Annotated in this window: 10 protein-coding genes; 8 read left to right on the top strand and 2 right to left on the bottom strand. The window is 60.9% G+C overall.

Translation table 11 applies throughout. The features are described from left to right. Window positions 1–5 precede the first annotated feature (5 nt). Both PQG80_RS14030 and PQG80_RS14025 read left to right on the top strand, forming a co-directional pair. A complete protein-coding gene (locus tag PQG80_RS14030; protein WP_271751994.1) occupies window positions 6–5,288 on the top strand; it encodes a cohesin domain-containing protein in 5,283 nt (1,760 codons plus the stop codon). A gap of 75 nt (window positions 5,289–5,363) precedes the next feature. Beyond that, window positions 5,364–6,344, top strand: coding sequence for an S-layer homology domain-containing protein (locus PQG80_RS14025; RefSeq protein WP_271751993.1), 981 nt, complete (start codon window positions 5,364–5,366; stop codon window positions 6,342–6,344). Window positions 6,345–6,440: 96 nt separating this feature from the next. Here the strand turns inward: PQG80_RS14025 and PQG80_RS14020 are convergent, their stop codons facing one another. Next, window positions 6,441–7,736 (bottom strand): glycoside hydrolase family 125 protein, encoded by a 1,296-nt coding sequence (locus PQG80_RS14020; RefSeq protein ID WP_271751992.1) that lies wholly within the window; start codon window positions 7,734–7,736, stop codon window positions 6,441–6,443. 434 nt (window positions 7,737–8,170) lie between these two features. Here PQG80_RS14020 and PQG80_RS14015 point away from each other — a divergent pair, with 434 nt between their 5' ends. From PQG80_RS14015 to PQG80_RS14005, 3 genes are all read left to right on the top strand, one after another. Then, window positions 8,171–9,118 (top strand): ABC transporter permease, encoded by a 948-nt coding sequence (locus PQG80_RS14015; RefSeq protein WP_271752117.1) that lies wholly within the window; start codon window positions 8,171–8,173, stop codon window positions 9,116–9,118. Between the two features lie 16 nt (window positions 9,119–9,134). Continuing rightward, window positions 9,135–10,055: a carbohydrate ABC transporter permease gene (locus PQG80_RS14010; RefSeq protein WP_271751991.1), complete on the top strand. Its 921-nt coding sequence runs from the start codon at window positions 9,135–9,137 to the stop codon at window positions 10,053–10,055. Window positions 10,056–10,174: 119 nt separating this feature from the next. After that, the gene (locus tag PQG80_RS14005) at window positions 10,175–11,776 is read left to right on the top strand and encodes a type 2 periplasmic-binding domain-containing protein (RefSeq protein ID WP_271751990.1); all 1,602 of its coding nucleotides are present in this window, start codon (window positions 10,175–10,177) and stop codon (window positions 11,774–11,776) included. Window positions 11,777–11,944: 168 nt separating this feature from the next. Here the strand turns inward: PQG80_RS14005 and PQG80_RS14000 are convergent, their stop codons facing one another. Next, window positions 11,945–14,275: a helix-turn-helix domain-containing protein gene (locus PQG80_RS14000; protein ID WP_271751989.1), complete on the bottom strand. Its 2,331-nt coding sequence runs from the start codon at window positions 14,273–14,275 to the stop codon at window positions 11,945–11,947. Window positions 14,276–14,374: 99 nt separating this feature from the next. Here PQG80_RS14000 and PQG80_RS13995 point away from each other — a divergent pair, with 99 nt between their 5' ends. The 3 genes from PQG80_RS13995 to PQG80_RS13985 all read left to right on the top strand — a co-directional run bounded on the left by PQG80_RS13995 (window position 14,375) and on the right by PQG80_RS13985 (window position 24,774). Continuing rightward, the gene (locus PQG80_RS13995; protein ID WP_271751988.1) at window positions 14,375–17,707 is read left to right on the top strand and encodes a beta-galactosidase; all 3,333 of its coding nucleotides are present in this window, start codon (window positions 14,375–14,377) and stop codon (window positions 17,705–17,707) included. A gap of 234 nt (window positions 17,708–17,941) precedes the next feature. Beyond that, window positions 17,942–22,837, top strand: coding sequence for an Ig-like domain-containing protein (locus PQG80_RS13990; RefSeq protein WP_271751987.1), 4,896 nt, complete (start codon window positions 17,942–17,944; stop codon window positions 22,835–22,837). Window positions 22,838–22,896: 59 nt separating this feature from the next. Further along, entirely contained in the window at window positions 22,897–24,774 is a 1,878-nt protein-coding gene (locus tag PQG80_RS13985) for an S-layer homology domain-containing protein (protein WP_271751986.1), read from the top strand. The last annotated feature ends 127 nt before the right edge of the window (window positions 24,775–24,901 follow it).

Here is a 24,901-nt window from a genome sequence, read left to right as displayed (position 1 = left end):
TGAAAGTGAGAAGAAGATCATTCGTTTGGATGATGACTTTGGTCATGGTATTTTCCATGCTGCCATTCTACGGGGCGGCAGTCGCGGCCGACGGGGCGCCAAGCGCGACGGTCTACGTGGCTACAACGGGCAACGATAACACGGGCGACGGAACGCAAGCGAAGCCGTTCAAAACGCTTGCCAAGGCAAAAGCATTCGTAAGAACGCTGCCGAAGACCGGCGGCGACATCGTCGTCCGAATTGCGGACGGATTTTATCCGCTTGACGAAACCCTGGTATTTAACAAAGACGATTCCGGAAGCGCCGCCAGCACGATCCGCTACGAAGCGGCACCTGGCGCGGAGCCGGTCATCAGCGCCGGCCAAATGCTGGAAAAAGGCGTATGGACGGAAGCAGAGGGCCTGACGCAGACGGGCGGCCTGAAGGCGTATAAAACGACCCTGAACCGGAGCGACAAGCTCCGCGCGATCTATGTAAACGATAAGCGCGCCAACATGACGACGAGCCCGCAAATCGTTTCCGGGAACAGAACCGTCACCGGCACTCCCACAGCCAGCTTTACCTCTGCCGATAACCCTTGGGCGTGGCAGAACGGCACCAACATCCGGGCGGGTATCGTATTCGATGCCAGCGTAGGCCTGACGCCTGAAACGAAAAACCCCCAAAACATCGAAGCGGAAAGCATGGGCGGTTCTACCGCCAGATGGGCGAGGCCGTTTGTCACCTTCGCGTCGATCGAAGCGGCGCCGGCAGCAAGCGGCAAGACCGGGGGCGTCATGCTCCGCTTCCAGATGCCGTATGCGGCGGTATCCCAGTCGCTGAGCAACAACACGCAATACAATCCGGGCAACAACCAAGTCGTCCGCAACGCTTTCGAGTTCCTCAACAAACGCGGTGATTTCTATTTCGACCAGGCAGCGAGCACGCTTTACTACATCCCGCTCGAAGGCGAGGATATCAATACCGCCGAGGTCGTCATTCCAAGGCTTGAGACGGTTATCGACATCCGGGGAATCCCGGTAGGCGATCGGACGAACCCGGTTGCGGGATCGGATGACGGGCGCGTCAAATACATCACCTTCAACGGCCTCAAGTTCGCCCATACCGACTACAAGCTATTCGAACTGACGGGCACCTATACGCTGAGCGACGGGACCGGTCCGGTAACGACCAGCTCCCGCGGCTATGCCTCGGTACAAGGCTCTATCGTAAACAAAGTTTACTTCCCCAGCAGCATCAACTGGCATGAGACGTTCTACCGCGGCTATGACATACCGCCCGCAGTGGTCATGATCAACGCAGCAAGGCACATCAAGGTGCTTAACGGCGAGATCGGGCTTGCCGGATTTAACGGCATTCATATTGAAAACGATGTCAAGGATATTGAAGTAACGGGCAACTATATCGTAGATACCCTCGCTTCGGGGATCGTAATAGGGCATCCGCAGCATATCTACGAAAACGATCAGGCGATTAAGCATGAATCGACCGCCTCGTTTTCAGGCACGCCCATCCGGAACTGGGCCGGCGTCGATAAGGAAAAATTCGCGGCGGGCACGGAAGCCGTGCCGGAAAATATTTATATTACGAATAACTTCTTGTACAGAACCTGCTACGGATTCCCGGGCGCCAACGCGCTGGCTTCCTTCTACACGACGAACATGCAGGTGCTGCACAACTACATTTACGACACCACTTACGGCGCCATGAGCATCGGCTGGGGCTGGGACGAGTACGATGGCTTCGGCTTTACCGCCCAAGGCACCAACAAGACCGGCGGCCCTTACCATGGGACGCATGAAACGAGCATCGCAAGGTCGCCGGACATTACGACGACCTCCAGAAATAACAAAATCAACTATAACCGGATAGAAGAAATTTGCACGGTCGTTAACGACTCCGGGGCCATTTACTCCTTGGGACGGCAGGGCGATCCGGGTAACTTGCCGGGCGGCGGAACGTGGGACACCGTCAACAATCTGTCGAACGACCCCGTCACCGACAAGAACAGCAACTGGAATCCCGACAACTGGACGAATTACACCGAGATGAACTACAACTTCCTGAACCCGAATCCAACCGACAAACCCACGACCTCCAACAACTGGACGAACGGATTCCATCCCGACGAAGGCAGCACGTTCATCAAGATGATCGGCAACGTCGTGCAGTCGAAGCTCTCCCATGCCCCCGGACAGAGCCGTCTGTTCGAGTTCAACAACTGGAAGCGCAAGAGCGACATGATTGCCGTCGACGGTTACGTGGACGGGAATAACAATCAGAATGGCGCTCCCCGGATCGTGAACAACAACTTCAAGAGCGAAGCCCGCATCTGGCCGATTAAGGGCAACGAGATCGTATTGAATTCGGGTCTTGCGAATGAATACGCGCACATGATCCCGAGAAGCCTCATTGCCGATACCGAGTTCGAGCTGGCATCCAACGTCATCATGGGCAAAGGCGAAAAGCTGAACCGCCGAGGTCTCCTAAAAGCGCAAGACACCGTGTGGCTCGCGCCTGCGAACACGACGGTGTTTAATGAAGGCCAAACGATGACAAAGGCTTCCGGCGACGCCAATTCCATCAAAGCGCCGAATGCCGCAGGAGAATACAAACTGTATATCCAATATGGAGACGGCAGAGCAACGGCCACCTCCAAATATACGGTATACGTCGACCAGAGCGCGGCGGCGATCAACGTGACGGACGGCGAGAAATACGAAGTGTCGGCGGTACGGCCGCTTGAACTGACGCTGAGCGCAGATTACACCTTCAAGCTCAACGGCATTGCCGTGGCGAGCGGATACAAGATCGCTACCGAAGGAAGCTGGACCTTGGTCGGCAGCAAGCCGACGGAGCCGAATGCCATCACCGTCAATTTTACCACGACGGTATCGGTGGCCAACCGAATGCTTCCGGCCGACGTATCGGTCGCTCCCGGCGGGAAAGTCAGGTTTGCGATCGATCTGGACGACGCGACGAAAAAAATATGGATCTCCTCGTCGAGCGGCGGACACTTCGATGGAGGCGACGATGAAACCGTGGCGTCCGGCGACGCGATCGGGATGACCGCGCCTACGCTGCCCGGCCCTTACATTATTTATGTACTGGCGGCAGACGGCGAAGTGCTCAGTCAATCTCATGCTCGCGTTGTCGTGACCGATCCGACGCTTGCCGATATTCCTAGAAATGGTCTCGACTTATGGCTCAAGGCCGATGAGGGCGTAGAAAAAGACGGCAGCGGCAACGTGACCGGATGGACGAATATGGGCAGCGTCCCGGCGAAGCTGGTCCCGGCGAACGTCCCCGGCAGCGGCGGCGATAATCTGGGAACGCCGACCGGCAATCCTACGATGAAGAAAGACGTATACGACTATGTAGAGTTTGCGGCGAACTCCAGGCCGCTAAAGGCTGCAGGCTTTAAAAATTATAACGGCAGCACGCAGATGACGATATACACGCTGGTTAAACCGACCGCCACGGCCAACAACTCCAGCGACCAAAGCGGACTCGTTTATTTCGGCTTGAACGAGGCCTACCAGACATGGGCCGCCAACGATGGATGGAGCGGGATTAATCTGGGCGTAGGAACAAACAGAGTTAACATTCGCTTCGGTAACGCGGACGGCAGCGTATCGGGCGGCGGGCAGCAAATCGCCACGTCGGCCACGAACGATCTGGTCAGCGTGCGGGCGCAGCTCGACGGAACCAACAGAGCCGTGTATGTGAATAACAACGCCATCGGCACGGGAACCAACGCGAAGGCCCTTGCAGGGAACCGCTCGGATCTGGGCGTAGGTTATTCGATGGCGGCCGCAACCCCCTTCCGCTTCATGGGCAGAGTGCTGCAGGTACTCATCTATGACAGGGTGCTGACAGCCGACGAAGTTGCGAAAGTCGAAACCTACTTTAACGAGGTCAAAGCCGGCCGCGGCGGATCCGCGAACCCAAGCGTCCCGGCGGCGGTCGACAAAACCCTGCTGACCTCTTTGATCGGAACCGCCGGCAGCCTGGACAGCAAGCTGTATACCCTCGATTCCTGGAACGATCTGGCGAACGCTTTAAGCGCGGCCCAGGCTGCGGCATCGAACAGCGGGATCGGGCAGGATGCGGCTGACGATTCCTATTACGCGCTGCGTAGCGCGATCAAAGCGCTTCAGTTGTTGGAGGAGCCTAGCGGCATTGTGACTTTGACGGGTCCGTCCGCCGTAGTGGTCGGTCAATCGGTCCCTATGGTGCTCGGCATTAAGGACGCCGTATACGGATTCGATGCGCTGTCCGTCGTCATTCATTATGATCCTACGAAGCTCGAATTCGATACCGTAACGGAAGACGGCAGCACCAGCCTGACAGACAAGGCCATCTCGGCCGTACGGCCGGGCCTGCAAATTCTGGGAACGGGCGTGAAGGCCGACGAGGGTCAGATTCTGGTCATTATGTCTACGCTCGGTTCGCCCGAGCAAGCCGACGGCGAGTTGCTGCGGCTGACCGGCAAGGCGAAGAACGGTGCCGGAGCCGGCATCGCGAACGTGACGCTAAGCGACTTCACCCTGTCGCTCGGCGGGACTTCCCAGGCCGCAAATACGGACGGCGTGAAGCTAAGCATTCAAATGAAGCTCGCGGACAACTCCGCGCTTGGTACCATCATCGGCGAGGCAGAGGCATTGCTGGCTCAGTCGGTCGAGGGCACGCAGCCTGGGCAATATCCGGTTGGCGCCAAGGCGATCCTGCAGGCCGAGGTTGCGCAAGCGATCGCGGTTAGAGACCGTGCGGATGCTTCGGAAGCGGAGATGATACAGGCGATCGCGAAGCTGAGCGATGCGATTGTCCTGTTCAAGAGCAAGGTGATCGAGATTCCGACGCCTTCCGCAGACAAGACCGTACTGATCGCGGCGCTGGGCACCGCGCAAGCGCAGCTGAGTCAAGCGATGGCAGGTACGAAGGTCGGGCAATACCCGGCTGCCGCCATCTCCGCCCTGCAGGCTGCCGTAAATGCGGCGAACGGCGTCAATAACGATGCGAGCGCTTCGCAGGCGGCGGTCGATCAAGCCGTCACGAACTTGAATGCGGCCATTCAGGCGTTCAAAGCCGCGATCGTCACGCTCGTACCGGGTCAGACGGAAGTCACGATTCGCGACCTGTCGTACTTGTCGAAGTACTTCGGCGCCAAATCGACCGATGCGAACTGGACCAAGGTCGAAAAAGCCGATCTCTTCGGAAGCGGCGAGATCACGATTCGCGAACTGGCCGCCGTCGCCAGAATGATCATCAGCAACTGGATGAATTAATAGCGAAGGGTCCCGGTTTGTTCGCGGCGGCGAACAGACCGGGCTTTAGCTTATCATCGGAGGGGGGCCGAGGAAATGGCCGTACGTAAACTTGCAGCATGGATAATCACCCTGCTTACCATAAGCACCTGTATCATTCCTGCGGCTAGCGCGGAAGAGCAGCCTACGATCGAATTAAAAGTACAACTCACGGACGGCGGCGTTCAACTAACGGCTGTCGGAAATCACTTGAACGACATGTACGCTTACGACTTAACCTTCAGCTACGATCCGGAAAAGCTGTCTTTTCAGAAGTTTACCAGCCCGATTAAAGGCTTCTCGGTCGAGCCGATCCTCAAGGGAGCTACGGTCCGGATCGCCCATACGCAGGTCGGCGCGGGAACCGGTTTGAACGGTAAAGCGGAAATGGCGACGCTCGCATTCAAGCGAATCGCCGCCGCGAACACGACGATCGCGCTGATCGACGTGCAGCTGGTGGATTCGAAGCTGAATCTCGTCGAGCTTCAGCCGAAGGTGAAAGCGGCCGTGACTGGCGGCCAGGCGCTGAAGGACATCGCGGGCCACTGGGCGGAAGCCGGGATCCGGGAGGCTGTCGCGCTTGGATTCGTGACCGGGTACCCCGACGGAACGTTCGGGCCGCAGCGACAAGTGACGCGAGCCGAATTCGCCGTCATGCTCGTCAAAGCCATGAAGATAACGACAGTCGACCAGAAGCCGGCATTCAGGGACGCGATCGCGCCTTGGGCCCAGCCGTATATCGCGACTGCCGTGAAGGAGGGGCTTATCGCTGGGTATCCGGACGGCACCTTCCGCCCGGGCGCCGCGATTACCCGCGAAGAAATGGCGGTCATCATCGCCCGCGCGCTGAAGCTGGAGACGACCGGCCAGCCTAAGCCGGGCTTTGCCGACGCTCATCGGATCTCCGCATGGGCCATGCCGTCCATCGCCGCATTACAAGAGAAGAAGATCATGAACGGCATCGGAAAAAATCAGTTCGCGCCAAAAGCCTTGTCGACAAGGGCGGAGGCCGTGACGGTGATCCTGTCGGCAGCGTGAATGCGTGTATGCGTGTATGGGGTCAATAAATAGCGATGGAGCAAAGAAAACCGCCGGGCGCATGAGCGCCCGCCGGTTTTTTTGCGCGTTCCGCGATTACACCCAGCCCTTGTCCATCGCCTTGCAGATCACCTGCGCGAATAGCGAGTTGGACCAGGCGAACCAGGGCCGCGTGAAGATCGCGGGATCGTCGGGGTTGAAGCCCTCGTGCATGTAGCCCGTATCCGCATCCGTCGCGATCAGCACTTCGATGAGCTCCTTGACCTCCTGCTCGTCGGTGCTGGTCAGCGCCTGCATGGACAAGGCCATGTGCCAGACGTAGCCGTCCTTGGTATGGGGGCTGCCGATGCCCTTGGCATGCTTGCCCTCGAAGTAGTACGGGTTGTCGAAGCTGAGCGCGAACCGCCGCGTGTTCTGATAGACCGGATCGTCCGCCGGGGCGTAGCCGAAGTACGGAATGGACAGGAGGCCCGGCGTGCCGGCGTCGTCCATCAGGCAGTAGTTGCCGTAGCCGTCGGTCTCGTACGCATAGATGCGGCCGTAGCGCGGATGGTTCACGATGCCGTAGGCGCGGATGCCGAAGTCGATCTGCTCGCGCAGCTTCGCGGCCCGTTCGGCGAGGCCGGCGTCATTATAGATCGCGCTTGCGAGATCGCGGATATGACCAAGGATGACGACCGCGAACATGTTGCCCGGCACGTTATAGCCGAACAGGGACGCGTCGTCGCTCGGCCGGAAGCCGGACCAGGTCATGCCGGTGTAATTGACGGGCAGGCCGAGGCCCTCGTTCTGCATCGTCTCGGTCTCCTTGAAGCCGGGACGCTGGAAGCGGTAGGGTGACTTTTCCATATGCCGCTGCTCGGTGCGGAGGACGTCTGTGATCGACACGAGTGCCTGATAGCAAGCGTCGTCGAACACGTCCGTCGTGCCGGAGGCCTGCCAATAGTCGTACAACAGCTGAACGGGGAAGCAGAGGGAATCCAGCTCGTACTTCCGCTCCCACATCCACGGGGTCATGTCGGACAGGTCGCCGTCGTTGTAGTGCTTGCCGCTGGCCGTCTCGTTGAACGCATTGGTGTAAGGGTCCTGGTTGATGTAAAAAAGCTGGCGTCGAATCAGCCCGGCGATGATCCGCCGCAGCGCCTCGTCCTCGCGGACGAACGGCAGATAATGGCGCACCTGCTCCGTAGAATCGCGCAGCCACATGGCGGGGATGTCGCCCGTGAAGACGAAGGTCGTGCCGTCGTCCAGCAGCTTGGTCGTCGTCTCCAACGTATTGGGGAAGCAGTTGCGGAACAAGCGCTGCAGCTTGGGGCGATGGGCGAGACGCCGGTCGGCTTGATCGAGAAAATCGCGGATCGACGAGGGCAGGGCGGATATAGTCTGCGTCATGTTCATTTCCTCCTTGGAATCGGTCGCTTGGGGTCGGCCTTCCGCCGAACGAATCATCCATCAGGTTTGCACACCTCGCCTTGCGCCGCAATATGTATCGTTTGCAGCCCCGCGTCCGGTTTAAACTTTACACATTCCCCGTAGCCCGCCATGAGAGCGCGTACATTCCCTATCCCTTGCGGCCCAAGGGTTTGCCGGCTTTAACCATGACAATGCACATCTCACATATTTACGGTGCAGGCCCGTCTTCCCTACAATCTGGTTGTAACCGCTACCACGCCGATACCCGACGAGATGAATGCGCTCACAGGATATCAGGCGGCCGCGGAAGCTTACGCAAACGGCGGAAGAACCCTATACGAGCCGCGAGGTTCCGCCTGGCGGTCCAGCATGAGAGGAGGAGCAACGTGGAAGCAGAAACGCAGCAAGTTCAAATGCCGGGCGGCAGCCTGCCGGTGCCGAAGAAGCTTGCCGGCCGCTCGTCGCTCGGCAAACGAATCTGGCGCAACTGGGAGCTGTACCTGTTCGTCGCGCCGGCGCTTGCCTACTTTGTTTTATTTCATTATCTGCCGATGTACGGCATCCAGATCGCGTTCAAAAACTTCATGCCGGCCAAAGGGGTCATGGATAGTCCCTGGGTCGGATTCGATCACTTTGAACGGTTCTTCAACTCCTATTATTTCTGGGACCTGATCTGGAACACGTTCGGCATCAGCCTGTACGCGCTGGCGGTCGGGTTCCCGCTGCCGATTATCCTGGCGCTGGCCTTCAACGAGGCGAAGAACGGACTGTTCAAAAAATCCGTCCAGACGGTGACGTACGCGCCGCACTTCATATCGGTCGTCGTCATGGCCGGGATGATCATCACGTTCCTGTCGCCGTCTTCCGGCATCATCGTCAAGATGATGGAGTGGGTGGGCATCGACGCGCCCCAGTTCCTGACGGATCCGCGATGGTTCAAGACGGTGTACGTCCTGTCCGAGGTGTGGCAGAGCGCGGGCTGGGGCACGATCATCTACCTGGCGGCGCTGGCCGGCGTCGATCCGCAGCTGCACGAAGCCGCGATCGTGGACGGCGCCAGCCGCTTCAAGCGCGTCCTGCATATCAATCTGCCGACGATCGTCCCCACGATCACGATCATGCTCATCCTGAACATGGGCAATATCTTGGGCGTCGGCTTCGAGAAGATCCTGCTCCTGCAGAACTCGCTGAACATGGAGTCGTCGGACGTGATCTCCACCTTCGTCTACCGGACCGGCCTGGTCGACGCGCAGTACAGCTTCTCGACCGCCGTGGGACTGTTCAACTCGGTCATCAACGCCATCCTGCTGATCCTCGTCAACCGCATCGCCAAGCGGACCAGCGAGACCAGTCTGTGGTAGAGGGGGAAACGCGCACATGAATCCATCCAATCCAGCCGTAAAGCAGTCCGCCGGCGACCGAATGTTCATGCTGGGGGTGTACGTATTTCTCGGCATCGCCCTGATCGTCGTGCTGTATCCGCTGCTCTATATCATCAGCGCATCCATCAGCTCGCCGAAGCTCGTGAACGCCGGGGAGATGTGGCTGCTCCCCAAGGGCATCACCTGGGACGGCTACACGCTCGTCTTCCAGAACTCCAAAATCTGGAGCGGTTATCTCAATACGATCATCTATACGGCGCTCGGGACGGCGCTTAACCTGGCCGTGACGCTGCCCGCCGCCTACGCGCTCAGCCGCTCCGATTTTGTAGGACGCACGTTGTTCGTTATCATTATCCTGGTGACGATGTTCTTCAACGGCGGACTGGTGCCGACCTATCTCGTGGTCAGGGACCTCCACCTCATCGATACGATGGGCGCGCTGATCCTGCCGGTCGCGGTGTCGGTGTGGAACTTGATCGTAGCCCGGACGTTCTTCCAGACGACGATCCCGCGGGAACTGCAGGAAGCCGCGCAGATCGACGGCTGCACGAACCTCAGGCTGTTCACCCGCGTCGTCCTGCCGCTGTCCTTTCCGATCATCGCGGTCATGGCCCTGTTCTACGGGGTCAGCCACTGGAACAGCTACCTGCCGTCCCTGCTCTATCTGAACGACGCCGCCAAGTATCCACTGCAGATGGTGCTCCGGCAGATTCTTGTGCTGCAGGAGATGACCGCGGAGACGACGGGCGCCGCGATCAGCGGCGACATCGCCAAAGCGATGAACTCCAAGGCGGAGACCGCTTCCCTGCTCAAGTACGCGGTCATCGTCGTGTCCACGCTGCCGATCATCGCGGTCTATCCGTTCCTGCAGCGCTACTTCGTCCAAGGCGTCATGATCGGCTCGGTCAAGGGCTGACGGTACGCGGGTTTTATTAATAACCGGCCTCGGCCGTTTATTATACAAGCCCCGCCGTCATCGCGGCGGACGGGGCGGCCATATACAAGACTCATCATCATAAACGGGAGGGTTCATCCATGGGAACGTACGCAACAACGGGCAAGCTGCTGCTCACGGCGGCAATGGGGGTCGGCCTGCTGGCCGGCTGCGCTTCGAACGATAAAAAGGAATCGGCGGGGGCGAGCGTGAACAAGGAAGGCTTTCCGATCGTGAGCGAGCCGCTCACGCTGACGCTGATGGCGCCGGACACGGGCGACCAGGACTGGAAGAAGATGAAGGTCCTCGACATCATGGCCGAGCAGAGCAACATCAAGCTCGACTTCCGCAACGCGCCCAAGGACAGCTTCGATACGAAGAAAAACCTCGTGTTCGCGAGCGGCGAGTATCCGGACATGTTCTATGCCGCGGGACTGACGACGGCCGAACAGATCAACTATGGCGAACAAGGCATCCTGATCCCGCTGGAGACGCTGATCGACGCGTACGCGCCGAACTTCAAGAAGGTGCTCGACGAGAATCCGGAGGTCCGCAAGTCGATCACCGCGCCGGACGGCCACATCTACGCGCTGCCGGTCATCGAGATGAGCCAGCACTGGTATCGCAACCCGATCTGGTACAACGGAGACTTCCTCAAGGCGCTGAAGATGACGAAGCTGCCGTCCACGACCGAGGAGCTCTACACCTATCTGAAAAGGGTGAAGACCGAGGACCCGAACGGCAACGGCAAGGCCGACGAGATCCCGCTGACGGCCAGCAACGCCAGAGATGTCAACCTGCGCGACGTGCGCAACTGGCTGCTCGGCTCCTTCGGGGTGTACGAGGATACGATCTACGTCGACGACAACAAGACCGTGCACTACACCCCGCTGGAGGAAGGCTTCAAGCAATACCTCGCGTTCATGAACCGGCTGTGGAACGAGGAGCTGCTGGATCACGAGAGCTTCTCGCAGACGGACGAGCAGAAGAAAGCCAAGGTGCAGAACAACCAGGTCGCGATGTTCGCCAACTGGAACGCCTACATGTCCCTCGGCGGCGATCCGTCGACCGACGATCCGATGTACGCGCCGGTGAAGAGCGACATGGTGGACAAGCCGGCCATCGCCGCGAATGCAGGCATCACGCCGGGCGCCTTCGCCATTTCGAGCACGAACCCGTCCCCCGAGGCGTCGATGCGCTGGGTCGATTACCTGTATTCCTACGAAGGCGCGCTCCTGTTCAACAAAGGACCTGAGGGCATTCTGTGGAAATACACCGACGAGGCGACCCGTACGAAGGAATATCTGCCGATCCCGGACGGCGGCACCGACCGCGAGAAATATCGCTCGACGCTGACGCCGAATTACGGCATCCCGGCGCCGACGATCAACACCGACGATATCGAGAAGGGCCTGAAGGGCGACTTCGAGATCTGGGTCGCGAAGGAAACGCAGACCAAGCTGCTCGATCAAGGCGCTCGCCCGCCGTTCCCGACGCTGTTCCTCACGTCCGAGGAGCAGACGGAGGTTAACAGCCTGACCTCCGACCTCAATATGTACGTCAACCAGATGGAAGCCAAGTTCATCACCGGCGCCGAGCCGCTGAGCAACTGGGACAAGTACGTGGAGACGCTCAAGAAGATGGGCGCCGAGAAAATGGCGAAGATCTATCAGGGCGCCTACGATCGCTGGGCTTCTAACTAAAAGGGTGGGCAGCCGACCCGTCGATAGACGGCAACGGCATAGAATAGAATGCCGCTCACTGCCGCACACCGCAAGAAGGCCGTCCGCTGCGGCGGACGGCCTTTCTGCGGGCTTCAAGAATTCTCCGCCGTCGCCCGCCGATGCGGAGAATTTGTTTTTAGGGGGCGATCATTCGGCAGGCACGTTCACCTGCGCGTTCAGCTTGCGGTACTGGCCGGGCGTGTAGCCGGTCTCGTTCTTGAACTTGCGGATAAAGTTCGGCGCGTCCAGATAGCCGACCCGCTCGATGATCTCCTTGAGCGGCGCGCTCGTGGCGACGAGCTGGCGCATCACCTCGTCCATGCGCAGCCGCCAGATATACTGCGAGAACGTCACGCCCATCTTGTCCTTGAAGCTGCGGCTCAGATACGAGGTGGAGACGGAATACTTGAGCGCGATATGCTCGAGGCTCAGCGTGTAGTCGGCGTACTGGCTGTCCACGTACTCGACGATATTCTCGATCAGCGACTGCTGCCCGGTCTCGGTGTTGCGCTCCACCTGGCGGCAGATCAGCGCGGACAGCTCGATCAGCCGGCTCTCGAGCTCCTCGAGCGTCTCGAACGACGTGAAGCCGGGAAGGTCGTTCATCACGTCCGTCATGCCGTACTCGGACGCGGTGCGCAGCAGGGCGTTGAGCAGGTCGAAGCAGATGCATCGGAGCAGGGAGACGGACAGCTTCACGCCCCGGATCTCGTCCACGAGTCCGTGGATCGTCTGCGCGGCGACCGCCTCGTTGCCCTGCTTCAAGCTCTGCTCGAGCTTCAGCATGGACTTCTTGGGCAGCCAGTACGCGTCGCCGGAAGCTTGCTCCTGCTGGGCCAGCCGGTCGAAGTAGGTGACGCGGCCCTGCTCGCCCATCAGGCGGAACTGCAGCGCGGTCGCGGCCTCGATGAACGACTGGTTCAGCTCTCCCAGACTGTCATAGGGCGTGCCGACGCCAAGCGACAGCTGCGGCCTTAGCTCGTCGCCGAGATGCGACAGGACGGCGCCGACGACCAGCTCCGCCCGCTCTTGGACCGATTGCCGACCCTCGGCGCTCATCGTCACCATCAGCGCGAACCGCTCCGACGGGGAGAGGTCCACGCCGTATGCGCAGGCGTCCCACGCCGGGAACTTCGCCTCGCGGAACCGCTCGGCCAGCTGCGCGACGATCGCGCGGGAGGAAGCGGGATCGGGCAGTTCCTCCCAGGTGAGGATGACGGAGAAGCAGAGGCTCCTGCCGGGCGCCAGCTGCAGGCCCGCACCCTGCACGAGCCGCTCGATCTCGGGATCCTCGGGCTTCCCGTGCTTGAGGAGCAGGAGAAGGCATTGATTGCGTACGTACGGCTGCTGCATATCCGCCCTGGCGCTGTACTCGTGGATCGTATGGCGGATCCAGTCCCATTCGTTGCGGCCGTCCGCCGCTTCGGGCACGCCGTTGCCCCGCAGCTTGACGAATTCCATCAGATTCCGGATCGGGTGGTACTGCCGCTTGGCGAGCAGCATGGCGGCCGCGATGCCGATCAGGCCGACGAGGCAGAAGACGACCAGGATCAGCGACCGGATATGCGCGACCCGGCTGAAAAACTGGCGGCTCGGCATCGTCGTCACGTAGGTCCAGCCGTTCGTCTCCGACTTCACCGCCACGACGGACTGCTGCTTGCCGTCCAGCGTCAAGCTGTGAATGCCGGTCGACAGCGAGGCGATCCGATTCAATCCGGCCCGGTCCATCGTTTCCCCATGGCTGGCCCCCGTCAGCTTGATGCCTTGCGCGTCGAAGATATAGCTGCTGCCGGAAAAGTCGTTGAGGATGGAAGCCATCATGCCGGTCAGATTCGATTCCTTCATCAGATAGACGACCGTGCCGTACGGATAAGGATTATTGGGCTTGATCGGCACGAGCAGCGTCAGCATCGTCTCCTGGCGGGCGTTGATCGTGACCTGCTCCGCGGGCCGCATGACGGGCTGGATCGCGGTATTCATCTCGCGCAGCAGCTCCTGCCTGCTCGCTTCGCTGAACTGATAGGTGCTCCCGAACGCCACGCCGAGGTTCATGAGCCCGCGATAGGAGTAGACGACGGCATCGTCGCGGAAATAGAGAAAAAGATCCTGCAGGATGCTGCTGCTCGCCTTGTAGTTCGCCAGCGTCTGGATCGCTTCCATGCCGTAGTAGTCGTGGTGCACCATGTAGGAGGTCAGATGCTCGTCATAGGCGATGCGCCCGGCGATCTCCTGCAGCTCGGTCATGCGGCCGTCCAAGGTGCGCTGCACCTGGTTCAGCTGGTTAAGGTTGGATTGCTCGATCTCGGTACGAAGGCTGCGCACCGCGCTCTCATAGACGGAGGCCGTGACGCCGGTCAGCGGAATCAGGAAGATGAGGATATAAGACAGCGTGTATTTGAAGAGCAGCTTGGATTTGAAATGACTCCAGTTCAAACGCAAGCGAGAAACGAAAGCTCGCTTGTCCGTCGGATTCCACATCGGCATCGCTCCTTGCTTCAATCTGGTCGATTGAAACATTATAACGATAAAACGGGCGTCAAGGAAAGGAAAACGATTTCAGAAAAGGGAGCGTAACTTATGGAAACGATTATTTTTTACGACGCGGGGTTCCCCATGGAGGGCGCCGCGCCGGACGAGGCGGCGTTGACGGAGCTTCGCCGCGGCGGCCGGGTCGTCGATGCGGCAGGTCTGGCCGAAGCGCTAGAGGCGCCGGATGCGGGGACGCTCGTTCACCTGCACGGTCCGCATTTTCCGAAGGAAGCCTGGCCGGCTATCAAACGCCATCTGAGCGCGGGCAAGGGCTGGCTCCATGCGGGCGGCGCGCCGCTCAAGCGGCCGGCGGTCCGGTCGGCGGGCGGTTGGATCAGCGAGCCGGAGATGACGGCCTACCACCAGGAGATCCATATCCACGAGGCGTTGGCGGCGGACGGGACGCGCGCCGTCTCCCTGCGGCATCATCCGGAGCGCCCCCTGCTGGCCGGCAGCGAGGAGCTGTTCGCGATCGGAGAAACTTACGGCCTCGTGCTGCATGTGACGCATGAGCGGGACCAGCTGAACCAGGCGACCGGATCGTCCGGCCCGATGAACGCACGCATTCACCCGCTGCTCGTCGGCGTTAGCGCAGACGGCCGGGAGGTGACCGCGCCGGTCGTGCTGCTCGAGCATTATCGAAGCGCGTTCGCGGGCGGCCGCTGGCTGCTCGCCAATCAGCGGCTGACGGCGCGATTCTGGGCGCGCGGCGGCACTGCGGCGCTGCTGAAGTGGGCGGCTTACTGCGACGCCGGCGTGACCGAGCTGTGGCTGAAGCCGAGCTATGCGGCGTATCATGCGGGCGAGACGCCGCATCTGACGGTGCAGGCGCAGCGGATCCCGCCGGCCGGGGGCGCGGCGCGCGAGCCGGAGGATTGGCGGCTGCGGATCTCGGTCAGCAAGCGGGCCGAGCCGGAGCGGGATGCTGCCGAAGCTGAGGAGATCGCGGAGGAGCGGAGTACGAAGGAGCGGAGTGCTGTTGAGTCTGCGGAGATGGCGGAGGAGATCGCGAATGAGCGGATGGATGCCGAGGCGAGGGCGGGGGACGTGGCGGGCGCAGCCTGCGGGGACGCGCCGCTGTGGAGCCGGGAGCTAACGCTGACCGCGGAGAGCGAGATCACGTATATCAACTTCATGGCGCCGGCGGCTCTCGAGGCAGGCAGCTACGCGATCGCCTGCGAAGCCGTGTCCGCCTCGGGCGAGCGGCGCCTGCTGCACCAGGGCTTCTGGTGCTACGACCGCGAGCTGCTGCGGCGCGGTACGCCGCTGGCCGCCGGCCGGGACTACTTCATCAAGGACGGCAAGCCTTTTCCCGTGGTCGGCATGACCTATATGGCGTCGGATACGGGCCGCAAGTTCATCAACCTGCCGAATCCGGCGGTCTGGGACCGGGAGATGGCGACGATGAAGCGGGCCGGCATCAACTGGATCCGCACCGGCATGTGGAGCGCTTGGCGGCATCTGATGTTCGAGGACGGGCACGCCTCCGAGGAGCAGCTGCGCGCGATCGACGCCTTTATCCTGACGGCGGCGCGGCACGGCTTGGAGATCACCTTCACGTTTTTTGCCTTCGCGCCCGAGGCTTGGGAGGGCCGCAATCCTTACCTCGACCCGCGCAGCGTCCAGGCGCAGAAACGGTTCATCGCGGCGATCGTCTCCCGTCACAAGGACACGTCGAACGTGCAATGGGACCTGATCAACGAGCCTTCGCTGTTCGACCCGACGCGGATCTTCACCGGTCCCCGCGCGGTGCACGACGCGTATGAGCGGCAGGCGTTCAGCGAGTGGCTGCGGCAGCGGCACGGCTCGATCGGCCGGCTGCAGGCCCGATGGAACATGACGCCGACCGAGCTGCCCGACTTCGCGTCCGCCGAGCCGCCCGAGCAGGCCGATATCGCGTTCGACATCCATGACATCAAGCGGCTCAAGAAAAACGGGCGCTGGCTCGACTACACGCTGTTCACGATTGACATGCACAACCGCTGGGTCTCGGAGCTGAGCGCGACGATCCGGACGCTCGCGCCCGGTCATCTCGTCACGGTCGGACAAGACGAAGCGCTGGGCAGAGGGCCGCGGCCGTCGCCGTTCATGTACGCGGAGAGCGTCGACTACACTAACGTGCATACGTGGTGGCTCAACGACCAGCTGCTGTGGGACGGCCTGTTCGGCAAGGACCCCGGCAAGCCGACGCTGATCCAGGAGACGGGCATCATGTACGTAGAAATGCCGGATAACCGCGCCAAGCGGACGGAGGAGGAGCTGCGGAATCTGCTGGAGCGCAAGTACGCCTATGCCTTCGCGGGCGGCGGCGCGGGCGCCGTCCACTGGCTGTGGAATACGAATTACTTCATGGACAACGTATGCGAATCCAATATCGGCGCGCTGCGGGCGGACGGGACCGAGAAGCCGGAGGCGGACGTATCGTACGACTTCGGCCGCTTCATCGGCCGCATCGCCGATCTGTTCGAGGAGCGCGAGCTGGCGGACATCGCCGTCGTCTTCCCTTATACCAACGACTTCTCGAGCCGCAGGTTCGCCTGCGAGGCCACGCAGAGCCTGACCCGCGTGCTTGCCTACGACATGAAGGTGCCTTTCTACGGGATCGGCGAGCTGCACCTCGATTCGCTGGCCAAGGACAAGCCCCGGCTCATCATCGTGCCGAGCGCGCATAGCTTCAGCGACGAAGCGCTGGCGAAGCTGCTCGGGCACGTCGAACTGCACGGCGGCACGCTGCTGTTCACTGGCCCCATCGGCCTCGACGCCTATTGGAAGCCGACCTCGCGGGCCGCGGAGGCGGCGGGCGCGTACAAGCTGACGAACCTGTCGCGGGAGGAGCAGGTCCGAATCGCCGGCCGCACGTACCGGGCTTCCTTCGGGGACCGCAAGATCGGCCAGCTGAACAAAGAAGTCGTGCCCAGTCCCGATGGCGCAGGCTGGAACCAGACCGCAGAGCTGCTCGTCCGTCCGCTGGGCGCAGGCAAGCTGCTCTGGTGCCCGCTGCCGCTCGAGCTGAACGAACGCACCGATACGCTGCAGGCTTTATACGCCGCGGCGCTGCAACAATCCGAGGCAGGTAGCGGCGGAATGGTATGGGAAGAGGGAGGCGACCAACCCGGCATCTACGGTACGAAGCTCTCCTTCAAGCAAGGCAGCCTGTATATCTTTATCTCCGAATCGGGCTCCGACTGCGAAGCGGCGATCCGGGACGGGGAGACGCGCTACCGGTTCACCGTGCCGAGCGAGCGGTCGGTGCTGTTCGCGGCGGATGCGCGGGGCGGGCTGATCGCCTCGTACCGGGATACGGCCGTTGCCGTTAGCGGATCCGGGGGCGGCGTTAAGGCGGAGGACATGGCCGCCGGCGCGTTAATATACGGCTCATGATAGAGTTGTCCGGCATTGATACGAAGCGCTTGCCCTTGCGGCGGGCGCTTTTTTCGTTGCGCCTTTTTGATTGCAGTATTTGTCGAATGTGATCCAAAAGTCCGAGAATTAAGAGGGATGTATGTTTAGTATAAGAAAATATACCTAAAATTAATCTTCATTTTCTGTCGAACTATACCGATTAATGTCTTTGAATCCATCGCGAGATGGCTCCGACGAGAAGGGAAGAGGATCATGGACAACAAGATTACCGGCAAGCCTTCTACCTGGCAACGAAAAAGCCAGATTCTGACGTTATCCGTCCTGCTGGGAGCGGCACCGCTAACGGGCACCGGTCCGGCACACGCTGCGGGGACTGCGATTTTGGCTGCTCCAGTAAAAAACTTGGACGTCAAATGGGTCGCCGGCTATGCGGGAAATAACGCGTCAGGCGCCCCGATCGCAATAAACGGTTCTACGGTGACCATCGACTTGGCGGGACACACGGCTTGGCAGTTGGAGCCGGGCATGCGACTGTCCGCTTCGTCCGACAGCGGATCGGCGACTGCTTCGATCGTTGATGGGAAATTGTCGGTCACCGTGATTGGAGCAGGCACCGCGAATATCGAGCTTAAAGCGGAACGGGACGATGCGGCGCCCGTTATCGATCATATTCAATTTCTCATTACGAAGATCGGCGATACGACCGGCGACGGACTGGTTACCTCGGCCGACGCTCTCTATATAACGAAACTCGTCAATGGCAAAACCTCTCTCTCCGACGAAGAGATCAATCGTCTGGACATCAATCGGGACGGCAAGGTCACGAGCGCGGACGCGGCCGCGCTGCTCGCCAATTATGTGGGCAAGACCGGCCCTCAATCGGTCACTTATATCGTGAATATCAAGGAAGCGAACGATGCGCCGTTCATAACCGGCGCCGCGCTCACGGGCACGCTCAAGACCGGCGGCACGCTAACGGCAGGTTATACTTACGGCGACGTCGAAAGCGACGCAGAGGGCGCCAGCGAATACCAATGGTACAAAAGCCTAGCGGCCGACGGTTCGGACATGGCCCCGATCGCGAGCGCGGTTCAGCAAACGTATGTCGTTCAGAACGAGGACGCAGGGTATTTCCTGTTCGCGGAGATCACGCCGATCGCCGCCGAGGGCGCGCCGCGCGGCGAGACGGCGACGCTGTCGACGGAACGGGCCGTGCCGGATACGACGCCGCCGGCGCTGACAGCCGCGAATGCGCTGACGCCGACCGGAACGGTGGCAAAAGGCGACATGGCGGCGGACTTCGTCATGACTTTCACGGAGAAGGTAAAGGCCGGCGCGGGCAGCATCAAGCTGCGTAAAGTGTCGGACGACAGCGAGGTCGTCTCTTACGAGGCGAATGACGCGGCGCACGTGACGATCTCGAACGATAAAGTGACGATCAAAAATCCTGGCCTCGCCGACGTGACGGCGTATTACGTCGAGGTCGAGCCGACGGCGATCGTCGACCTGGCCGGCAACGCGTATGCGGGCATGAACGGCAGCGCGACGTGGACGTTCCAGACGCCGGACACGACGGCGCCGACGTTGACGACGAAGTCGCCTGCGGCCGGTGCTGCTAACGTACTGAAGGGCGCCGATCTGGTACTGACGTTCAACGAACCGGTAAAGGCGGTCACAGGCAAGCATATCGAAATTTACAAGCAGGGCAGCCAGGATCCGCTCTTGACGTACAACGTCGTTACGGATACCTCGAACGTCGAGGTAAGCGGCACGACGGTAACGATCAAGCACCCGAACCTGGACGAGTCGGAGAGCTACGAGGTACGGGTGGAAGACGGCGCGTTCGCAGACTTGTCGGACAACGCGTTCGCGGGCGTGGCTTCGGGCTGGACGTTTACGGTGCCGGATACGGTGCCGCCGGCGCTAGCAGCGACCGGCGCGCTGACGCCGACCGGAACGGTGGCGAAGGGCGACATGGCGGCGGACTTCGTCATGACGTTCACGGAAAAGGTAAAGGCCGGCACGGGCAGCATCAAGCTGCGCAAGGTATCGGATAGCAGCGCGGTCGTTTCCTACGAGGCGAATGATGCGGCGCACGTAACGATCTCGAACGATAAAGTGACGATCAAAAATCCTGGCCTCGCCGACGTGACGGCGTATTACGTCGAGATCGAGCCGACGGCGATCGTCGATCTGGCGGGCAATGCCTACGCGGGCACGAACGGCAGCACGACGTGGACATTCTTGACGCCCGATACTACGGCGCCGACGCTGACGACGAAGTCGCCGTCCCCCGGTGCGTTGAACGTGCTGAAGGACGCCGATATCGTGCTGACATTTAACGAGCCGGTTAAGGCGGTCGCGGGCAAAAAGGTCGAGATCTACAAGCAGGGCAACGTGGAGCCGCTCCTGACGTACAACGTCGTCACGGCTACTTCGAACGTCGAGGTGAGCGGCTCGACAGTGACGATCAAGCACCCGAATCTGGCCGAGGCGGAGAGCTACGAGGTACGGGTGGACGACGGCGCGTTCGCAGACCTATCGGACAACGCGTTCGCGGGTCTTGCCTCGGAATGGACGTTCACCGTGCCGGATACGGTACCGCCTGCGCTGAACGCGCTGTCGCCGGTTCATCTGGCCGCGCGCGCGAGCGCAGCGGGCGATCTCACGCTCACGTATAACGAAGCGATGAAGGCGGTGGCTGGACATGTCATCAAGATCTACGACGCGGCTTCGCCGTCGATGCCGCTGGCCATTTTCCTGGCTGAAGATTCGTCGCACGTATCCATTAGCGGAGGCACGGTCACTATTCAGAACCCGGGTCTAAGCGACAACGCCGCGTACTACGTGGACGTACCGGCCGGCGCCTTCGCCGACCTGGCGGGCAATGCGGCTCCGGCCATCAACGGCTCGAGCGCCTGGTCGTTCACGACCCCGGATACGATCGCGCCGACGCTGACGTCGAGGACGCCGGTCGACGGCGCCGTGACGGTCGGCAAGGACCTCGATCTGACGCTGACCTTGAGCGAAAATGTTCAGGCCGGCAGCGGTAAGTATATAACCGTGTACAACGCCGCTGACGACTCGGAAGCCGTCAAGATCGACGCGGCCGATACCGATCGCGCGGTCGTGAAGGGGAACCAGGTCCAACTGAAAAACCTGCAATTGAACGAGAATACGGCCTACTACGTAAAAGTCGATGCAGGCGCATTCGAAGATGCGGAGGGCAACGCGTACGCGGGAATCGCGAGTAAAACGGGCTGGCGCTTCGCCACGCCGGATACGATCGCGCCGACGGCCGAGACGCTAAGCCCCGTTCAGCAGGCGACGGGCGTCAGCTTGACCGCGGACTTCGTTATCGAGTTCAGCGAGCCGGTCGTTGCGAATAGCGGTACGATCGCGATTAAGCGGGCATCGGATGACGGCGTTGTAGCCTCTTATACGGTCGGAGATACGTCCAAGGTCACGATCAGCGGTACGCAAGCGACGATTCGCAATCCGGGTCTCTCAAGCGAGACGGGCTACTACATCGAGATTGCAAGCGGGGCTTTCCGGGATTCGGCCGGCAACGGCTTCGCAGGCTACGCAGGCAGCTCCGGCTGGACGTTCACGACGCCGGATACGGCTGCGCCGGTCATCGCTTCGCTGACGCCGTCCGATCAGGCGACGGGCGTGAGCCTCGCCGACGACATCCGGATTACGTTCAACGAAAATATCAAAGCCGTGAGCGGCAAGAAAATCGCGATTCGCTATGCGGCCGACGACAGCCTGTTCGCCGAGTTCGATGCGTCCGACCTGGCGAACGTGACGGTCAGCGGCAAGACGCTCTCGATCGCGCACGATGGGCTCGACGACGCGACGTCGTATTACGTCAATGTGGAGCCGGGCGCGATCGCCGACATGACAGGCAATCCCTTCGCAGGGATCAGCGGCAAGACCGCATGGCGGTTCGTCACCGCGGACTCGCGCGTCTTCGGGGCGGAGAACGTTGCGGACTTCACCGAAGCGCAGATGAGCGCGGACGGAGGCGCCATTCTGCTTCTTACGATTACGGGCGACCAGTTCCGCTACGATCTGGATGCGGGTTCCAATGAGGTTTTCGATAAAGCGAACCTTCAATTAAATCATGCCCCTGCAGGCGTGACCATCCTGAGCGCGGACAAGATCGACGATCAGACCTTGATGCTCAGTCTCGATTACGACGATACGCCGATGGGCGCGGACGTGACCGACTTCAGCGTGACCGTGCTGCCGTCGGGACTTGCGAGCGGCAAGACGATCACGTCGGATGCCATGACGATCACGGCCAAGCCTCGCGTGCTGTCTATCGCGAGCCGCACCCCGGCCGTTGGCGCGACGGACGCGGACAAGCGGGGCACGCTCAGTCTTACGTTCGACAAGGCCGTCACGGCGGTACCGGGGAAGACGATCCGGATGATCCGAAGATCGGACGGTTTCCTTTTGCAGAACATCTCGGCGAACGATTCTTCCAAAGTGACGATCAGCGGGGCGACGGTCACCATTCAGCCGAACATGCTGAACAATCTGACGGAGTATTACGTGACCATGGAAGCCGGCGCGTTCGCGAGCGCGGACGGCTCTGCCAGCCCGGCTATGAGCGCGAATACCGACTGGTGGTTCAGGACGATCGAGGAGATTCCGGGTCCTTACTTTTCGCAATATCTGGATGCCGGAGACGGACGGATCGCGCTCGAGTTATTCAACACGTCCGCTCAGGAAGCGACCGGCTACAGCGTCGTCGTATACAAATACATGAAAGCGACGCAGCAGATCTCGACGACGACCGTTCCGATTCTGAAAATCATTCCGAACATGCCGTTTATCTATATCGATACGATCTTCTACGACGCGATGGATATCATGAACATCTGGTACTTTAACGACGAGCTGGACCTGTACAATCCGAACAGCTTCTCCGTGACGGCGATCGTCCTCAAGGACGGAAGCGGGAAGGTAATCGACGTGCTGGGCGATCCGACCGCGACGACGGATCTCAAGTTCATGGCGAGCGGCGGCACGATTATTCGCAAACCGCAGACGTTCGGCGGCTCGCCGAAGTTCCAGCTGGGACAGTGGAACAGCTTCCCGAAGGGTACGCTGCAGTATTTCGGAACCCATACAAACTAACTTAACGCTAAACGGCGTTCCATTTTAACAACAGGATACTAACATAACGGAGGTTCACCATGAGCACACGCAATCGTATGTCCCCCGCTCTCCGGGCGGCGCTGTTCGTCTTGACCCTGCTCCTGGGCATTCCTGTAGGCTTCTACGGCACGGCTTCGGCCGAGCCGGCGTCTGCCGACGTGCGGCTCGTCATCGGACAAGCATCCGTAACGACCGGCAGCACGACGACCATTCCGGTCTCGGTCAAGACGGAAAAGGCGATCGCCTCGTACAACGTACAGATCGACTACGATCCCAAAGCGGTTGAGGTCGTATCCGTCACGCCGGAATACGGCAACGCCGACGAAGCGGCATGCCTGACCGACGCGCAGGGCTGCATCCAATCGAGCTTCGACAATGCCGCAGGATGGCTGCGGGCCGCCTGGATCGATCCGAGCACGGGCAGCGAAGCGGAGCATCCGATCGCGTCCGAGCAGACGCTGTTCGAGATCAAAGTTGAAGCCAAGAACCAAACAGGCAGCCAGACCTTGTCCGTCGACGCAGCGAGCGCGGAGAACCTGTCGTTCACCGGCGGCACGTTCGTCGGGAACAAGCCGAATGCGCTGACGGTCAGCGTCGAAGCCGGCCGGCTGAGCGTCAGCAGCCCAAGCAGCGCGGCGCCTGCTGCCGCGGATCTGAAGGTCTATATCGACGGGCAAGTCCAGCCGAAGTCGGCGACCGTCACGCGGGATAAGATTGACGGCCGCGATGTGGCGAACATCGCCGTAGATAACGATGCCGTAGAGGCGCGCATCGCCGGCAACGAGACGAAAACGCTGCTCCTGGACGCGCGCGGCGATGCATCCGGCCTCATCGTCTCTAAGCTGAACGGCAAGCTGGTGAAAACGATGGAGAGCAAGGAAGCGGTTCTGCAGATCGAAACGGACAAGGGCGGGTACACGCTGCCAGCCTCGCAGATCCGCATCGATGCCATCGCCTCGCAGATCGGCAAGGACATCGCCCTGCAGGATATCGAGATCAGCGTCCGCATCGCCGACCCTGATGACTCGGCGATCGAGAAGATAGAGCAGGCTGCGCAAAACGCCGGCGCTTCCCAGGTGGCGAAGCCCGTGAGCTTTGAGGTCTATGCCTCTCATGCGGGCAAAGTCATCGCCGTCAACCGGTTCAGCAGTTACGTCGAGCGGACCGTGGCGCTGCCCGACGGCGTCGACCCGGCTCGCATCACGACGGGCGTCGTGCTGAACGATGACGGTACGGTCTCGCATGTGCCGACGATCGTCTCGCAAAAAGAAGGGAAATATTATGCGACGATCCGCAGCCTGACGAATAGCGAATATACGGTGATCTGGCACCCGAAGGCCTTCGCCGACGTGGCCTCTCATTGGAGCCGCGACGACGTGAACGATCTGGCCTCCAGGCTGGTCGTGAACGGCGCGACGGCAACGGCGTTCGAACCGAATCGCGGCGTCACGCGCGCCGAGTTCGTCTCGATCCTGACAAGAGGGCTGGGACTGCATGTCGAGCAGGGAACGGGAGTCGCGGCTGCCTACGCCGACATACCGGACGGCAGTTGGTACGGGGGAGCGGTTCGAATCGCGGCTTCCTACGGGATCGCGGGCGGTTATAGCGACGGTACATTCAAGCCTGGCGCTCCGATCACCAGGCAAGAAGCGATGGCGATGCTCGCCCGCGCGATGAAGTTGGCCGACCTCGGGGCAGGTAGCGGCCGCGCCGCCGGCGACGTTCTGAGCGGATTCGCGGATGCCGGCAGCATCGGCGCCTGGGCGAGGGACGCGGTCGCGTCCGTCGTCGACGCCGGTCTCGCCCAAGGCAACGGAGGCAAGCTGAACCCGAGCGCGGGGATCACCCGCGCGGAGACGGCGGCCATGGCGCACCGATTGCTGGTGAAGGCGGGTTATATTAACGGGACGTTGTAAACGAATGGGCAGGAACGGCAGAGCGCCATCGGCGCTCTGCTTTTTTGCGTTCGAGAGAGCGTTGATTTCCACTTTCTAACGCTATATGCGCATCTTGCAGCGGACTTTTACTGCTTGTCCCGCATTG

This window comes from Cohnella rhizoplanae (assembly GCF_948329515.1).
In the GTDB taxonomy this organism is placed as follows: domain Bacteria; phylum Bacillota; class Bacilli; order Paenibacillales; family Paenibacillaceae; genus Cohnella; species Cohnella rhizoplanae.
The sequence above is the reverse complement of the archived record's forward strand: the minus strand, read 5'-3'. Positions and strand labels throughout refer to the sequence as shown.

What these genes read in the sequence shown, in the direction of transcription:
- PQG80_RS14015 (WP_271752117.1), top strand. Translation starts at nt 8,171, where the DNA reads ATGCCGGGCGGCAGCCTGCCGGTGCCGAAGAAGCTTGCCGGCCGCTCG.
- PQG80_RS13990 (WP_271751987.1), top strand. Translation starts at nt 17,942, where the DNA reads ATGGACAACAAGATTACCGGCAAGCCTTCTACCTGGCAACGAAAAAGC.
- PQG80_RS13995 (WP_271751988.1), top strand. Translation starts at nt 14,375, where the DNA reads ATGGAAACGATTATTTTTTACGACGCGGGGTTCCCCATGGAGGGCGCC.
- PQG80_RS14005 (WP_271751990.1), top strand. Translation starts at nt 10,175, where the DNA reads ATGGGAACGTACGCAACAACGGGCAAGCTGCTGCTCACGGCGGCAATG.
- PQG80_RS14025 (WP_271751993.1), top strand. Translation starts at nt 5,364, where the DNA reads ATGGCCGTACGTAAACTTGCAGCATGGATAATCACCCTGCTTACCATA.
- PQG80_RS13985 (WP_271751986.1), top strand. Translation starts at nt 22,897, where the DNA reads ATGAGCACACGCAATCGTATGTCCCCCGCTCTCCGGGCGGCGCTGTTC.
- PQG80_RS14010 (WP_271751991.1), top strand. Translation starts at nt 9,135, where the DNA reads ATGAATCCATCCAATCCAGCCGTAAAGCAGTCCGCCGGCGACCGAATG.
- PQG80_RS14000 (WP_271751989.1), bottom strand. Translation starts at nt 14,275, where the DNA reads ATGTGGAATCCGACGGACAAGCGAGCTTTCGTTTCTCGCTTGCGTTTG.
- PQG80_RS14020 (WP_271751992.1), bottom strand. Translation starts at nt 7,736, where the DNA reads ATGACGCAGACTATATCCGCCCTGCCCTCGTCGATCCGCGATTTTCTC.